This is a genomic window from Ralstonia sp. NFACC01 (assembly GCF_900115545.1).
Lineage (GTDB): Bacteria > Pseudomonadota > Gammaproteobacteria > Burkholderiales > Burkholderiaceae > Ralstonia > Ralstonia mojiangensis.
Map to the genome: position 1 here is coordinate 230,598 of NZ_FOWV01000008.1, position 15,626 is coordinate 246,223.

The window sequence follows — 15,626 nt, forward strand, 5'->3', positions numbered from 1 at the left end:
TCGGTTGCCTTACGTGTTCAATGCGCCGCGAACGCTGCGGATAGCCTGCACCGTATCGTCGAACGCGGCGGCGCCGACATGTTCGCGCACGCGCCGTGCCACTCTGGCGCTCGCAGCCTGCAACGCGGCCTCCAGTTCGCGCGCGGCATCCGTGGGGAAGAGGTTCGATTCGCGGCCGTCCTCTGCGGAGGCTTGGCGTTCCGCCAGACCTTTGGCAATCAAGCCATCGACAAGACGCGTGGCGGTGGGCCGGGCAATCCCAAGCACCTCGGCCAGTTCGCGGTTGCGCACACCGGGCCGCTTGAGCACCACGCGCAGCACAAAGCCTTGCGGCGGCGTCAGGCCGAACGGCACATACGCGGCTGTCCATTCGCGCTCGACGGAGCGCGCCAGTGCGGTGGTGTTGAAGTACAGGCAATGATCAAACATGTGCGGCAGTCTAGCCACGCATCGTTAGCTATGCAACAAATATTTCCATCCGACGATCTGCTCAAGATGCGGCTGAAGGTGCGGCTTGCGCCGTGTGCATGAGTTGCTTCAGCGCCTGGACGAAATAGGCGCGATCGTGCGGCGCCAGGTCTTGCATGGCTTGCGAGAGGCGGTCCATCATCGTGCGGGCGGTGAGGTGATCGCCGTCCACATGGGCAAACCACGCCAGCTCCAACAGCAACCCGCTCACTTGCACGTGGCCGTAGCGATGCCGGCCGCTGTCGTGTTCGCGCAGGCGCAGTGCGGCCACGTCGGTCCAACGCTGCGGCCAGTAGCGCGCGTCGAAGGCCTCGGCAAACGGGCCGGCCTGCGTGCGGAGATCGGCCAGCGTGAGCACTGCGCCGTGCCTGTCGGCGCGCGCAATCCGCATCAGCGCGATGGCATTCCACGCCGATTGCAGCGGTCCGCCGTTGCGCAGCGCCTGCCATTCGCTCATGGCCAGCCAGCGAACGGCATCGACGGTGCCGTCGGCATGCGTCGAGTTGCCGAGCACGTCGCGCAGCAGCCAGCACGTCATGCCGAGGTTGGCGGCCACCTGCTGGACGGCGTCGGAGGCCTGGCTTTCCAGTGCGGCAGCCAGCGCTGTTTCGAATTGCGCGACGATGCGCTGTGCGGCCTGGGCGCGTACGTCCAATGCAATGCCGTCGGCATCAGCGTAGAGCAGGCGGGCGCGCTCGATGAGGGCGCTGAGGTTGTTCCACTCGAAGCGGATCTGCGGGTGATAGCGCAGCAGGCTGCGGCCGGGCTCGGCATCGGCCAGGCGGGCGAGCAGGCCGGCGGCGAGGTCGAGGTCACGGCGGTCATACGCACACCATGCGGTGACGATGCGCTCCATGGCGGCGAGGTAGTCGTTGCCGAGCACATGGCGCTGCCTGCGGTGCGCGCGTAGTTGGGAGAGCAGGGCGCTCGCGCGTGTGGAATCTCCGAGGCGGCGCGCAGCCATTGCCTCGCCCAGGGTGACGAGGGCGCGCTGGAAATCGTTGTCGGCGGCGTCGCCGGCGTGGCGCAGCGCGAGCAGGGCACCGCCGCGTTCGGTGTCCGATGCGCCCGAGCTGGCGCTCAGCGCATGCAGCAGGCGGCCTTCGCGCATGGCGTGGCGCGCGGTCAGAAAGGCGTGCCAGAACGCGGGGTTGGGCGTGCCAGGCGCCGGGCCGGACAGCGCGCTGGCGCTGGCATCGGTGCTGTTGTCCGTGCTGCCATCTGGGGAGGCAATCCCGAGGAAGGCGCGCACATCGGCGTCATCGGCAATCCGTCCTTCAACCACGCAGACCACGCGTGCCGCGTCTTCGGGTGTGAGCCAGAAGGGCCCTTGGCTGCGCTTATCTGCGTTGAGGAAGCGCGGCTCGCGGTCGCGCTGTTCACCCCAGCCCGCTTGAACGCCCCAGTTCTGCCAATCGCGAAAGGCGCGGCTGATCATCATGCGCTGCGTGCTGGCGTCCGACACGGCGCCGCGCAGGTCGGCCAGGCGCACCAGCGGTTGCTCCGGCGACAGACGATGCGCGTATGCCAGCCGCACCAGCAGCCACAGGCTCTGGAACGGCGCGCGCCGGCCATCCACGGTTTGCGGGGTGGTCAGTTCGACATGGAGGGCGGGCAGGGCAGGCGGCGTCATGCAGGCAATCAGGCGAAGCGAAACGAAACGTGGCGCCATTGTGCGCCAAGCCCTTCGTTACAGGCGTTACGCGCGTGACGTGAGGCTTGCCGCGCACGCTGGCGACGGCACGGCGCACTCCCTACGATGCGCAGCGCCGGCTCATCTGCGCATCGACGGTTGCCGGCAGCCATCCACCCATTTCAAGGAGCGTTTCATGTTCTCTCGCTGGTCGAAGACCTTCGCGTTTGCCCTCACGGCCTGCGCCGTTGCCATGAGCACCGCCACTGCCCACGCCGAGCTGGTCGTGCGCAATGACCTCAAGCGCGTGTTCGACGCAGCCGGCGTTTCCGGCACCTTCGTCCTGATGGACATCAGTGCTGATCGCACGTACGTCATTGACCCGGCGCGGGCCGCGCGGCGCATCCACCCGGCATCCACGTTCAAGATTCCGAACAGCCTCATCGCCTTCGACACTGGAGCCGTGCGCGACGACCAAGAAGTGCTGCCTTACGGCGGCAAACCGCAGCCTTACAAGCAGTGGGAGCACGATATGGCGTTGCCCGAGGCGATCCGGTTGTCGGCCGTGCCGATTTACCAGGAGGTGGCGCGCCGCGTGGGCTTTGAACGCATGCAGGCCTACGTTGATGCGTTCGACTACGGCAATCGCCAACTCGGCAGCGTGATCGATCAATTCTGGCTACGCGGCCCGCTGGAGATTTCCGCATTCGAAGAAGCGCGCTTTACGAGCCGCATGGCGCTCAAGCAGTTGCCGGTGAAGCCGGGCACGTGGGATATGGTCCACCGCATGCTGTTGATCGAGCAGCAGGGCGATGCCGCGCTGTATGCCAAGACGGGCGTTGCCACGGAGTATCAGCCGGAGATTGGCTGGTGGGTCGGCTGGGTGGAACGTGCCGGGCGCGTGTACGCCTTCGCACTGAACATCGACATGCCGCGCGAGGGCGACATGGCCAAGCGTATTCCGTTGGGCAAGCAGTTGATGCAGGCGCTGGAGGTGTGGCCGACGCCGTGAGACGCGCACCTGTAGGTTCCTCTATCTGACCCGCAATTAGGGATGCCCGCACTCCACAATGAGATGGATCCGGAGGACGATGAAAATCGTAAAAAACTATTGCGGCGGTCCGCCGGAAGGCGGCCAGACGCGAAACATCGCCCGAGGGGCGAGCATCCGGGGGGTCTTATGTTCAGGGTCTACAAGGCAATGGCCGTCGCCATCACGGCGGCCATCGGAGCGAGTGGCGCGCTTGCAGGCGGCAGCCAGGACGGCGTGATTTATTTCACGGGCGCGATCGTCGAGGCCGGGTTCCGTGTGCAGCCGGCGCTGCAGGCGGCGGGCGCGGGCTTGCAGACGCGTCCCTCTGCGTCAGGCGATCAGGTGGTGCTCGACTTTCGCTCGACAGCGGTGCGGGTCGTGCCGGTCGACGTGTCAGTGGAGGCGCGTGCGGCATCCTCGCTCAGGCCCCTGCGGGTGGGCGATGCGCGCAGCAAGGCGGACGTCCTGGCCAAATACGGCGGTTTCAAGGCGAGCCTGCTGACGGCAAACAACGGCACGCTGACCTTGTCGCGCGCGCCGGGGGCGGAGCCAGCGCTGGCGGTGGTGACGCTGTCCTACCAGTAATGAAAAAGGCGGGGAAATCCCCGCCTTGTTTGTGAACCGTTGCGATTGACCGTTGCGACGACGCTTAAGACGCGACCGGCCCTACCGGCGATTGAAACGGGTGGTACTGGTACAGCCACGTCTCCGACAGCGGCTTGCCATCCACCCGCAGGAACAACCGCATATCCACCGGTTCCTTCCCGTCCACCGTCAGATCGAACTGGGCGCGCCAGTGGCCTGGCACGCCGTTCGGCACGGCTTCGGTAAACACGTACGAGAACGTGCCGCGCGAGGTGCTGAGCACCGCCTCCGGTTTGGTGCCGAAGGGCAGCTTCTCCAGCGGGCCGCCCTTGAACTCGACCATGAACTTGCGCACGCCGTGCGGACGCGGCTGGCCCGGCTGGCCGCCGTTGCCCATGCGCGTGGCCACGCAGCGCGCCAGTTGCGTCGGATATGGCTCATCGGCCAGCCAGTGCAGGCGATAGCGCAGACGGTACTGGCTGCCTGCGCGCGCCGGCGCCTTCGGCACCCACATGGCGACGACGTTGTCGTGGATCTCGTCGTCGGTCGGGATTTCGATGAGCTGCACGGCGCCTTCGCCCCAGCCTTCCAGCGGCTCGACCCACAGGCTCGGGCGGCGCTCGTAATGCACGCCGTCCTGGTAGTTGTTGAAATCGCGGTCGCGCTGCAACAGGCCGAAGCCGCGCGGGTTGTTGTCACCAAAGGCAGACGCCATCGTGCGCGGCGGATCGTTCAGCGGGCGCCAGATGCGTTCGCCGCTGCCGGTCCAGAGGGCCAGGCCGTCGGAGTCGTGCACCTCGGGGCGCCAGTCGGTGGCGGTGCCCTTGGCCGTTTCCGAGAACCAGTACATCGACGTGGCCGGCGCGATGCCGAAGCGGTCGACATCCTTGCGCAGGAAGATGGCCGTGTCGATGTCCATCACCACGCCCTTCGTGCGGTGCATCACGAAGCGGTATGCGCCGGTGATGCTCGGGCCGTCGAGCAGCGTATAGATCGTCACGGAATCGGCGCGGTTGTCTGCCGGCGTGTCGAACCACACGTGCGTGAAGTTTGGAAACTCCTCCGGCTTGCCGGCCTGCGCCACGTCGAGCGCAATGCCCCGTGCGGAAAGCCCATATTGATAGAGCTCGCCGATGGCGCGGAAGTACGACGCGCCCAGGAAGGCGACCCAGTCGTTCTTCTTCCAGTCGAGTTTTTTCTGGTCGCCGAGGCGGCTTTCCTGGAAGCGGAAACCGGCAAAGCCGCTGCCGCGCGGCAGTTTGCGCGCCGGGCTGTCGGCAGGCATGTCGAAGTACGACTCGTCGTAAACGATTTCGCGTGCGGCGCCTTTTTCCACCACGTGCATGCGCACCGGCGCGCGGAAGAACGTGCCCAGATGGAAGAACGTCACCGGAAACTGGCCCGGGCCGTCGGCAAAGAGCGCGTGGGCGGTGTCGAACTTGATCTTGCCGTGCGCTTCGTAGTCGATCTTGGCCAGGATGTCGGCCGGCGCCGTGGCGGGCGGCGTGTAAGGCTTGCCGGCCATCGTGCGGGCGCGTTCGATCAGCGCATCGAAAGAAAACGGCGCGGCATCGCCCAGCTTGACGCGATTGGCGGCCAGCGCCTCGGGCGTGATGCCGAGCGCCGCCAGCGTGGCGGTAACGGAGGCGGAGGCAAGAAGGGTTCGACGTGTGACCATAGGTGCCTGTGATGTGACTGATGAATAAGAAGGGTCCGACATGGTAACGCGGGCCCAGGTTCCGACGCCGGCTGAACACTCCCCCGGATGGCCGATCCGCTGCCGTTTGGTCGCCCAGATCGACCATTCGTCGCAGAACGTTTGAACTTGCAAGTGCCGGCTACGATACTTAGGCCACTTCCGTTGGGGGCTGGGATGACGCTACGACTGCGCAGCATCGGCATCGCTTTGGCATTGGTTTGCGCGGCATGCAGCGCCTGGGCGGCATCCTGCGATCCGCCCGCCCAGTTGAATGACGGCTGGCAGACCGAAGCCGACCCTGCCGCAGCCGGTTTCGATGCCACCCGCCTTTGCGCCGTCCTGCGTAATTTCGCCGAAGCCGATATCAACTTCCACAGCCTGCTCGTGGTGCGTCGTGGCCATCTGGTGGCGGAGGGCTATCACGCCGGCAAGGATGAGCGGGTGAAGGATCTGTTCCGCACCACGCGCACGTTCGACGCCAGCACGCTTCACGACATCCGCTCGATCAGCAAATCGGTGACGAGCCTGCTGTGGGGCATTGCGCAAGGGCAGGGGAAGATGCCGCCTCTCGATACACCGGCGCTGTCACTGTTTCCGCGGCTGGCCGACCTGAATCGCGGCGGCCGTGAGGCGATTACGCTCTCGCAGATGCTGTCGATGTCGAGCGGCCTTGCCTGGAACGAATGGCGTGCGACGAGCCTGTTCAACAACGACGAGTTCGGACTGTTTTGGCACACCTCTCAGGCGCATTACGTGTTCGACCGCCCGATGGCGGCGTCGGCTGGCACGCAGTTCAATTACAACGGCGGCAACACGGCGGTACTGGCGCAGCTGCTGGCAGAGCGCGTCGGCATGTCGTTGCCGGAGTACGCGCGCAAGCAACTGTTCGAACCGCTGGGCATCACCGACTGGGAATGGGTGGACGATTACCGTGGCCGCCCGCTGGCGTTTGCCGGCGTACGCCTGCGCCCTCGAGACCTCGCGCGTATCGGCCAACTCGTGCTGCAGCACGGCCAGTGGAATGGGCGGCAGATCGTGCCCGCCGAGTGGATTGCCGAATCGACGCGCCCGCACATCGATACCGGCATGGGCTTGCAGTACGGCTATCAGTGGTGGCTCGGCAAGGTGGCGGCTGGTGGCACCGAACAGGCGTGGATCGGGGGCATCGGCAACGGCGGCCAGCGTCTGTGGATCGTGCCCGGGCTCGACATGGTGATCGTCACCACGGCGGGCGATTACAACCAGTCTGCCTCCTGGAAGCAGGCTGAAACCCTGCTCGACCAAGTGATGACTGCCGTGCAGCCGACACCCCGCTAACGGCGGCGCGGTTGCGGGGCTACGCGGGCTTAAAGGAACCGGTCGAGAATCTTGCGGCTGTGCTTGTCCAGCGCAAGCAGATCTCGGATCAGGTAGTGGATGCCGTGGCTGTCGGAAATGAGCAGCGTGGTGCCGGTCAGGCGGCGGATGTCTTCTTCGCCGCGCAGCACGAGGTCGGTCTGGCCGCGGTCGGTCTGCACCGTCCATGTGCTGGGCGTGGCGTAGGTCGAAACGCCGACGATCTTGCGGATCTCGGGCATGAATTCACGCGCGCCGAGTTCGTCTTCGATCAGCGCACGCATCGGCGCGGGCAGCGCATCGGGCTGCGTGATCCATGCCAGCTCGTGGCCGTCGGTGCTCATCAGGCTCAAGCCCTCGCCCGCGGCGGAGATCGGAAACGCGCGCACGGGCACCACGCCTTCATGCGCGGTGCCGTCGGCCAGGGTCATCACAAGCTTGCCGAAGCCGTTGCGGCTCAGGGTGAAATCGGGCGTTTGCATCGCAGTCATTTCAGATAAAGGATCACTGCGCGTAAGCCGGCGCGGCGGCGTCCACGCGCTCGCCGTCGCTGGTCAGATCGGTGTCGGCATCGACATTGCGGGCCTGCGCCTGATAGAGCTTGTAGTACGCCCCTTCGCGTGCAAGCAGCTCATCGTGGTTGCCGACTTCGACGATCTGGCCGCGGTCCATGACGACCAGGCGATCCGCCTTGCGCAGCGTCGACAACCGGTGCGCGATGGCGATGGTTGTGCGGCCCTGCACGAGGTTGTCGAGCGCTTTCTGGATTTCCTTCTCGGTGGTCGTGTCCACGGAAGACGTGGCCTCGTCCATGATCAGGATGCGCGGGTTGATGAGCAGCGCCCGCGCAATCGAAATGCGCTGGCGTTCGCCGCCCGACAGGGCCTGGCCGCGTTCACCGACCAGGGAGTCGTAGCCGTGCGGCAGGCGCAGGATGAACTCGTGGGCGTGGGCGGCACGTGCGGCGGCAATGATCTCTTCACGCGTGGCGTCGGGCTTGCCGTAGGCAATGTTGTCGGCAATCGTGCCGAAGAACAGGAACGGCTCCTGCAGCACCAGACCGATGTTGCGGCGGAATTCCGAGACGGGCAGCGAGCGGATGTCGGTGCCGTCCAGGCGGATCGCGCCTTCCGACACATCGTAGAAGCGGCAGATCAGGTTCACGAGCGTGCTCTTGCCCGAGCCGCTGTGCCCCACCAGCCCGATCATCTCGCCCGGCTGGATAGACAGGTTCAGGCCGCGGATCACCGCGCGGTTGCCGTAGCGGAAGCCCAGGTCGCGCAACTCAATTGCCCCGTTCACCTTCTCGATGTGCACGGGCTTTGTCGGTTCCGGCACGCTCGACACGTGGTCGAGAATGTCGAAGATGCGCTTGGCACCGGCCGCCGCTTTCTGCGTAACGGACACGATGCGGCTCATGGAATCCAGGCGCGTGTAGAAGCGGCTGATATACGTCAGGAACGCCACCAGCACACCGACGGTAATGGCGTCGTGGCTGACCTGCCAGATCCCGAAAATCCACACCACCAGCAGCCCGACTTCGGTCAGCAGCGTGACGGTCGGGGTAAACAGCGACCACACCGCGTTGACGCGATCGTTGATCGCCAGGTTGTGCTTGTTGGCCTCGGCAAAGCGTGTCACCTCGCGCTTTTCCTGGGCAAAGGCCTTGACCACGCGGATGCCCGGGATCGTATCGGCCAGCACGTTGGTGATTTCTGACCAGATCCGGTCGATCTTCTCGAAGCCGTGGCGCAGGCGGTCGCGCACAAGGTGGATCATCCACGCGATGAACGGCAGCGGCACAAGCGTCACGAGCGCCAGCCACGGGTCGATCGAGACCAGGATGACGGCCGTCATCGCGATCATCAGCACATCGGTGGCGAAATCGAGCAGGTGCAACGACAGGAACACGCTGATCCGGTCGCTTTCCGAACCGATGCGCGCCATCAGGTCGCCGGTGCGCTTGCCGCCGAAGTATTCGAGCGACAGCTTGAGCAGGTGCTCGTAGGTGGTCGTGCGCAGGTCGGCGCTGATGCGCTCGGACACGCGCGCCAGCAGATAAGTGCGCGCCCAGCCCAGCACCCAGGCCACCAGCGCGGCGCCAAACAGGCCCGACAGGTAGAGCGTGACCCGGCGGTAGTCGACCGGTTGCCCGTTCTGGTAGGGGATCAGCACCTTGTCCATCAAGGGCATCGTCAGGTACGGCGGCACCAGGGTGGCGGCCGTGCCGATCAGCAGCAGGGCGAAGCCGGCCAGCAATTCCCACCGATACGGCCGGGCAAAGCGCCACAGGCGCAGCAGCGCCCAGGTCGAGGGCGGCTGCTCCAGTTCGCGGCTGCATTGAGGGCAGTTGTCTTCACCGGGCGGCAGGGGTGCCTTGCAGGTCGGGCAGATGTCCGCGTCGGGCTGCGCGGCCTGGGCGCCGGTGGCCAGGGCGTTGCGCTGGGCATCGAAGGCGTCAGCCAGCCGCAGGGCGTCGGTGTTGTGGCCCAGCGTGTAGCGCCAGCTTGCCAGCCTGCGCTGCCCGTCGGACAGCTCCAGCGTGCCGACGCCGGCGTGGTCGCTATGGGCAAGCGTCATGCCAGGAGCGATGTCCCAGCTTTGTAAATCCTTTTCGCCGGGCGCTTGGCCGACCAGGCGGCGGTTCGTAACAACCAGCCACCCGTGGGTAAAATGCAGCCTTGCGTCCAAATCCAGCTGCAGCCCGGCCAGGACGGTTTCATCTGGAGCAAGGCTTGAGCCGAGCACGACACTCCAGGGTTCCTGAGCGCGGGCGGCGGTGGGGGCGGACGATGGGGAGGACTGGGTCATCAGTGGCGCAAAGAATTCAAAAAGCGCGTCCAAATGGCCAAAAAACAGCCCAAAACGGGAAAAGGACGAACATAAATCGAGGCAAGAGTGCGGCGTCGCAATTGTTGCGGCCTGCAAATTTTGCTCGCAAGTATACATAGCCACGCGAGCCGGGCATTTGGTGCGTTGCACAACGCACTTCGGGCTCAAGACGTCAACGCCGACGCCGTTGTAACGTTATTGAAAGGTAACGGTTCGATTCCACGGACCAACTTCACGGGTACATCGCCCCCTGCCTCAAGCAAATTCAATGAAGAAGAAGGACATTGAGATTCTCGATGTCATGTCGCTGCGCGGCCCGAATATGTGGACATATCGGCCAGTGCTCGAGGCATGGGTCGACATTGGTGAACTGGAGGATTTTCCTTCCAACACGATTCCCGGGTTTTACGAGCGCCTGTCGACATGGCTGCCAACGCTGATCGAGCACCGCTGCAGCCCCGGCGTGCGCGGCGGCTTCCTGATGCGCTTGAAGGAGGGCACCTGGCCCGGCCACATCCTGGAACACGTCACCCTGGAATTGCAGAACCTGGCCGGCATGCCCGGCGGGTTTGGCAAGGCGCGCGAGACCCCGGTGCGCGGCGTGTACAAGGTGATCGTCCGTGCTTGGCACGAAGACGTGACCCGCGCTGCCCTGTTCGCCGCCCGTGACCTGGTCATGGCGGCCATTGAAGACCGCCCGTTCGACGTGGACGCGGCCGTCGAAACGCTGCGCGACCTGGTGGACGAGCACTGCCTCGGCCCCAGCACCGCCTGCATCGTCGATGCCGCCGATGACCGCAACATCCCGTCCATCCGCCTGTCGGACGGCAACCTCGTGCAGCTCGGCTACGGCGCACGCCAGCGCCGCATCTGGACGGCCGAGACGGACCGCACCAGTGCCATTGCAGAATCGATCTCACGCGACAAGGACCTGACCAAGAGCCTGCTGCAATCGTGCGGCGTGCCCGTGCCGGAAGGCCGCATGGTCGACAGCGCCGAAGACGCCTGGGACGCCGCCGAGGACATCGGCGTGCCGGTGGTTGTCAAGCCGTACGACGGCAACCACGGCCGCGGCGTGTTCACGAACCTGATGACGCGCGAAGAGGTGGAAACCGCTTACGCCGTGGCCATCGAGGAAGGCAACGGCGTGATCGTCGAGCGCTTCGTCTCCGGTAACGAGCACCGCCTGCTGGTCGTGGGCGGTCGCGTGGCGGCGGCGGCGATGGGCGAAACCGCGTCGGTGATCGGCGATGGCTCTTCGACCATCGAAGAACTGATCGAATCGCAGATCAACTCCGACCCGCGCCGTGGCAGCACCGAAGAACACCCGCTGAACTGCGTGCGTCTGGACTCTGCCGCACTCCTCGAACTCAAGCGCCAGGGCTATGCCGACGGCAGCGCCGTGCCGCCCGCAGGCCGCAGCGTGCTGATCCAGCGCAATGGCAACGTCGCCTTTGACGTGACCGATCGCGTGCACCCGAGCGTGGCCGCGCATGCGTCGCTGGCGGCGCGGGTGGTCGGGCTCGACATTGCCGGCGTGGACCTGGTGGCCGATGACATCTCGCGTCCGCTCGATGAGCAGCGTGGCGCCATCGTGGAAGTCAACGCCGGGCCGGGCCTGCTGATGCACATTCGGCCGGCGCAGGGCGAGCCCCGCCCTGTGGGCCGCGCGATTGTGGATCACCTGTTTTCCGACAAGGACGGCGCGCAGGACGACGGCCGCATTCCCATCGTCGGCATCACGGGTACCAACGGCAAGACCGTCGTCGCGAAGCTGGTTGCGCAGTTGCTGCAGCTCTCGGGCAAGCATACGGGCCTGGGCTGCAGCGATGGCCTGTTCCTGGACCGCCGCCAGGTCGAGACGAGCAACAACCGCGGCGGTCACGGCGACCGCGCTGCGTGGGACGCCTGCCACCGCATCCTGATGAATCGCGCGGTGGAAGCCGCTGTGTTCGAGAGCGACAGCGGCATGATCCTCTCGCAAGGATTGCCGTATGACCGTTGCCAGGTCGGCGTGGTCACCAACTTCGGCAAGCCCGATCACCTGGGCGACTTCTACGTCGAAGACGAAGACCGGATGTACAGCGTTCTGCGCACGCAGATTGATGTTGTGCTGAAGTCTGGCGTGGGCGTGCTCAATGCCGCCGATGCGCGCCTCGTTGAGATGGCCGACCTGTGCGATGGCGAAGTGATCTTCTTCGCGTTGTCGGGCGATCTGGAAGCCATTGCCGCGCATCGTGCCGCAGGCAAACGGGCCGTGTTCGTGCGTGACGGCAAGGTGGTGCTCGCCACCGGCGCGACCGAACTGGCACTGGCCGATGTGTCGGCCATTCCGCTGACCTACGCCGGCCGCGTCCCGTTCCAGCTTGAGAACGTGCTGGCCGCCGTGGCCACCGGCTGGGCGCTGGGCATTTCCAACGACCTGATGCGCGCCGGCATCGTCACCTTCGATGTGGGCCAGGTGGATGTGCCGGGCCGCTTCACGCTGTTCCAGCACCACGGCGCCACCATCGTGGTGGATGACGCGCACAACGCCTCGGCGCTGGAAGCTTTGGCCACTGCGCTGGACAACTTCCCGGCCGAGCGCCGCACGCTTGTATTTGGCGCCGGGTTGCAACGTCGCGACGAAGACCTGATTGCGCAAGGCACCGTCATCGGCCAGACGTTCGATCGCGTGCTGCTATGCGAAGACGCCAGCGTCAAGCGCACCGATGCCGAGTTCGATCGCCAAGCACGCGCGCTGCTCAAGCAAGGGTTGCAGGCAGGCGGTCGCGTGGCTGAAGTCGTCGTCGAAGGGGCCAAGCGCCGGGATGTCGTGGATGCGGCGCTCTCGCAGCTCACGGCAGGCGACCTGCTGGTCCTGCAATGCGACGAGTGCGCCATCGAGGGCACCGTCGAGCAGGTACACCAGTGGATGGGCCGCGCCGAATCCCAGAACTGACGATCGGGCCTGAATCCAACAGAACGCCCAAAGCACAACGGAAAGCTGATTGCATGGAAGTCTCTCGTATCCGGGCCTTGCGCGGCCCAAACCTCTGGTGCCGCCATACGGCCATCGAAGCCATCGTGGCCTGCTCGGATCAATCCCAACTGCTGGCCGAACTGCCGGGCTTTGAAGACCGCCTGCGCGCGCGCTTTCCGGCGATTGGCCCGTTGCGCCCGGATGACGAAGCCGATGCGCCATCGATTGCGCACGCGCTGGAAGCCGCGGCGCTGGGCCTGCAAGCTGCCGCCGGTTGCCCGGTGACGTTCAGCCACACCGAGCCCACGCTCGAACCTGGCACGTATCAGGTCGTCGTGGAATACAGCGAAGAGGAGGTGGGCCGACTGGCATTCGAGCTGGCCGGCCAACTTTGCCTCGCCGCACGCGACGATCAGCCGTTCGATCTGGACGACGCGCTGCACCGCCTGCGCGAACTGGACGAAGACGTGCGCCTGGGGCCCAGCACAGGCTCCATCGTCTACGCCGCCGTGGCGCGCGGGATTCCGTACCGCCGTCTCACGCAGGGTTCGATGGTGCAGTTCGGCTGGGGCAGCAAGCAGCGCCGCATCCAGGCCGCCGAAACCGACATGACCAGCGCCGTGGCCGAATCCATTGCGCAGGACAAGGATCTGACGAAGACCCTGTTGCACGCGGCCGGCGTGCCGGTACCGCTGGGCCGTTCGGTGCGCAGCGCCGAAGAGGCGTGGGAAGCCGCGCAGGAAATCCATGGCCCGGTCGTGGTCAAGCCGCGCGACGGCAACCAGGGCAAGGGCGTGGCCGTGCGCATTCGCACGCGCGAAGAAGTGATGACGGCCTATGAGGTCGCGGCCGACATTTCGTCGGACGTGATTGTCGAGCGCTACATCCCCGGCCACGATTTCCGCCTGCTCGTGGTGGGCAAGCACTTGGTGGCCGCCGCACGCCGCGATCCGCCACAAGTCATTGGCGACGGCAAGCACACCGTGCGTGAGCTGGTCGACGAAGTAAACCGCGACCCGCGACGCGGCGAAGGGCATGCCACGTCGCTCACGAAAATCCGCTTTGACGACATTGCGCTGGCCACGCTCGCCAAACAGGGCCTGAGCGCCGACGCCGTGCCGCCCAAGGGCACGCGCGTGGTGTTGCGCAATAACGCGAATCTCTCCACGGGCGGCACAGCCACCGACGTGACCGACGACGTGCACCCCGCCATCGCGGCGCGTGCCGTGGCGGCAGCGCAGATGGTCGGCCTCGACATCTGCGGCGTGGACGCCGTGTGCGAAACGATGCTCAAGCCGTTCGAGGACCAGGCCGGCGGCATCGTGGAAGTCAACGCCGCGCCGGGTTTGCGCATGCATTTGCAGCCCTCGTACGGCAAGGGCCGCGCGGTGGGCGAGGCCATCGTCTCGACGATGTTTGCCGATGGCGACGACGGCCGCATTCCCGTGGTGGCGGTATCCGGCACCAACGGCAAGACGACGACGGTGCGCCTGATCACGCATCTGCTTGCCACCAGCGGCCTGCGCATGGGCATGACCGGCACCGATGGTGTGTACATCCAGGGCCAGCGCATCGACACCGGCGACTGCAGCGGCCCGCGCAGCGCGCGCAACGTGCTCCTGCATCCGGACGTAGACGCCGCTGTCTTCGAAACCGCGCGCGGTGGCCTGCTGCGCGAAGGTCTCGCGTTCGACCGCTGCGACGTGGCGGTAGTGACAAACGTGGGCGAGGGCGACCATCTGGGCCTCAACTACATCAGCACGGTGGAAGACCTGGCTGTGCTCAAGAGCGTGATCGTGCAGAACGTGGCGCCGCGCGGCATGGCGGTGCTCAACGCCGCCGACCCGATGGTCGCGCGCATGGCCGACGGCTGCCCTGGATCGGTCACGTTCTTCGCGCACGACGCCAGCCTTCCGACCATGGCCCTGCACCGCGCGCAGGGCAAGCGCGTGGTGTTTGTCGATGGCGCCGAGATTGTGGCTACCGAAGGTGGGAACGAAACGCGCATCGCACTGGCTGATATTCCGCTCACGCGCAACGGCACGATTGGCTTCCAGGTTGAAAACGCGATGTCGTCGATTGCCGCTGCATGGGCACTTGGCATCGACTGGACGATCATCCGCCGCGGCCTCGCCACCTTTGTGAACGACGCCGCCACCGCGCCCGGCCGCTTCAACGTATTCGACTACAAGGGCGCCACGCTCATCGCCGACTACGGCCACAATCCCGACGCCATCCAGGCGCTATGCAACGCCGTGGCCACCATGCCGGCCCAGCGCCGCTCGGTGGTGATCAGCGGGGCGGGCGATCGGCGCGACGAGGATATCCGCCGCCAGACGCAGATTCTGGGTGGCGTGTTTGACGACGTCGTGCTTTACGAAGACCAGTGCCAGCGCGGCCGTGCCGATGGTGAAGTGCTCGCGCTGCTGCGAGAAGGGCTGCAGGGTGCGTCGCGCACGAGCCGTGTTGATGAAATCCGTGGTGAATTCCTCGCGATTGATACGGCGCTGGGGCGGTTGCAGCCGGGTGATCTCTGCCTGATTTTGATTGATCAGGTGGAGGAGGCGTTGGGGCATATTGCTAAGCGGGTTGCTGAGTGAGCTTTGGTCCGGTTGAAAGGGGTTCGCCGGGGTTTAGTTTTTTGTGGTGCATCCTTTGTTTCATCCCCTGCCGGGGCTGACTCACTTTCTTTGGTCTTGCCCAAAGAAAGTAAGCAAAGAAATGCGCGCCCAAGATGGCGACCCCCTCCTTGAATTTCTGTCGCAGGGAGGGGAAGGGAAAAACTCGCTTCGCTCAGACAGTTTCCCTTCCTTTTTCCTCCCTGCAACAGAAATTCAAGGCGCCATCTGGGGCAGGAAAGTCAAAAACCAAAGCATCTCAACGCCAGCCCAAACGACAAAGGCCAACCGCGCGATGGGTTGGCCTTTTTCTTTTGACGTTGAGCCCTTGATGGCGCCTTGAATTTGTGTGAGCGGGCGGATCAAGGAAGGAGGCTTGTCTGAGCGCAGCGAGTTTGCCTCCTTCCCCGCGCGGTCACACAAATTCAAGGGGATGTCGCCATCTCGGGCTCGCCTTTCTT

At 65.4% G+C, this 15,626-nt stretch carries 10 protein-coding genes and 1 pseudogene; 5 read left to right on the forward strand and 6 right to left on the reverse strand.

The window, feature by feature from the left end; genetic code table 11:
• Nucleotides 1-9: 9 nt before the first annotated feature.
• Both BM136_RS20625 and BM136_RS20630 read right to left on the reverse strand, forming a co-directional pair.
• Nucleotides 10-429 carry a MarR family winged helix-turn-helix transcriptional regulator gene (locus BM136_RS20625; protein ID WP_092975023.1) on the reverse strand — a complete coding sequence of 140 codons (420 nt, stop codon included), beginning with the start codon at nucleotides 427-429 and terminating at the stop codon, nucleotides 10-12.
• A 61-nt stretch (nucleotides 430-490) separates the two neighbouring features.
• Nucleotides 491-2,101 carry a hypothetical protein gene (locus BM136_RS20630; protein WP_092975112.1) on the reverse strand — a complete coding sequence of 537 codons (1,611 nt, stop codon included), beginning with the start codon at nucleotides 2,099-2,101 and terminating at the stop codon, nucleotides 491-493.
• 196 nt (nucleotides 2,102-2,297) lie between these two features.
• Here BM136_RS20630 and blaOXA point away from each other — a divergent pair, with 196 nt between their 5' ends.
• Nucleotides 2,298-3,113 carry an OXA-60 family carbapenem-hydrolyzing class D beta-lactamase gene (gene blaOXA, locus BM136_RS20635; RefSeq protein WP_092975026.1) on the forward strand — a complete coding sequence of 272 codons (816 nt, stop codon included), beginning with the start codon at nucleotides 2,298-2,300 and terminating at the stop codon, nucleotides 3,111-3,113.
• Nucleotides 3,114-3,281: 168 nt separating this feature from the next.
• On the forward strand, nucleotides 3,282-3,719 hold the full coding sequence (locus BM136_RS20640; protein WP_092975029.1) for a hypothetical protein: 438 nt from the start codon (nucleotides 3,282-3,284) through the stop codon (nucleotides 3,717-3,719).
• 64 nt (nucleotides 3,720-3,783) lie between these two features.
• On the opposite strand, the gene BM136_RS20645 is transcribed toward BM136_RS20640, so the two are convergent.
• On the reverse strand, nucleotides 3,784-5,397 hold the full coding sequence (locus BM136_RS20645) for an OpgD/OpgG family glucan biosynthesis protein (RefSeq protein WP_092975032.1): 1,614 nt from the start codon (nucleotides 5,395-5,397) through the stop codon (nucleotides 3,784-3,786).
• 195 nt (nucleotides 5,398-5,592) lie between these two features.
• Between BM136_RS20645 and BM136_RS20650 the strand changes: the two genes are divergently transcribed.
• Nucleotides 5,593-6,735 carry a serine hydrolase domain-containing protein gene (locus tag BM136_RS20650; RefSeq protein ID WP_092975035.1) on the forward strand — a complete coding sequence of 381 codons (1,143 nt, stop codon included), beginning with the start codon at nucleotides 5,593-5,595 and terminating at the stop codon, nucleotides 6,733-6,735.
• A gap of 29 nt (nucleotides 6,736-6,764) precedes the next feature.
• Here the strand turns inward: BM136_RS20650 and BM136_RS20655 are convergent, their stop codons facing one another.
• Both BM136_RS20655 and BM136_RS20660 read right to left on the reverse strand, forming a co-directional pair.
• Complete coding sequence (locus BM136_RS20655; RefSeq protein WP_175537180.1) at nucleotides 6,765-7,235, reverse strand: cyanophycin metabolism-associated DUF1854 family protein; 471 nt, start codon at nucleotides 7,233-7,235, stop codon at nucleotides 6,765-6,767.
• Nucleotides 7,236-7,257: 22 nt separating this feature from the next.
• Nucleotides 7,258-9,564: a cyanophycin metabolism-associated ABC transporter gene (locus BM136_RS20660; RefSeq protein WP_092975041.1), complete on the reverse strand. Its 2,307-nt coding sequence runs from the start codon at nucleotides 9,562-9,564 to the stop codon at nucleotides 7,258-7,260.
• 289 nt (nucleotides 9,565-9,853) lie between these two features.
• Here BM136_RS20660 and cphA (BM136_RS20665) point away from each other — a divergent pair, with 289 nt between their 5' ends.
• Both cphA (BM136_RS20665) and cphA (BM136_RS20670) read left to right on the forward strand, forming a co-directional pair.
• Complete coding sequence (cphA, locus tag BM136_RS20665) at nucleotides 9,854-12,526, forward strand: cyanophycin synthetase (RefSeq protein ID WP_092975044.1); 2,673 nt, start codon at nucleotides 9,854-9,856, stop codon at nucleotides 12,524-12,526.
• A 53-nt stretch (nucleotides 12,527-12,579) separates the two neighbouring features.
• On the forward strand, nucleotides 12,580-15,147 hold the full coding sequence (cphA, locus tag BM136_RS20670) for a cyanophycin synthetase (protein WP_092975047.1): 2,568 nt from the start codon (nucleotides 12,580-12,582) through the stop codon (nucleotides 15,145-15,147).
• A 234-nt stretch (nucleotides 15,148-15,381) separates the two neighbouring features.
• On the opposite strand, the pseudogene BM136_RS25520 reads toward cphA (BM136_RS20670), so the two are convergent.
• A pseudogene (locus BM136_RS25520) lies at nucleotides 15,382-15,626 on the reverse strand (hypothetical protein); the annotation flags it as partial.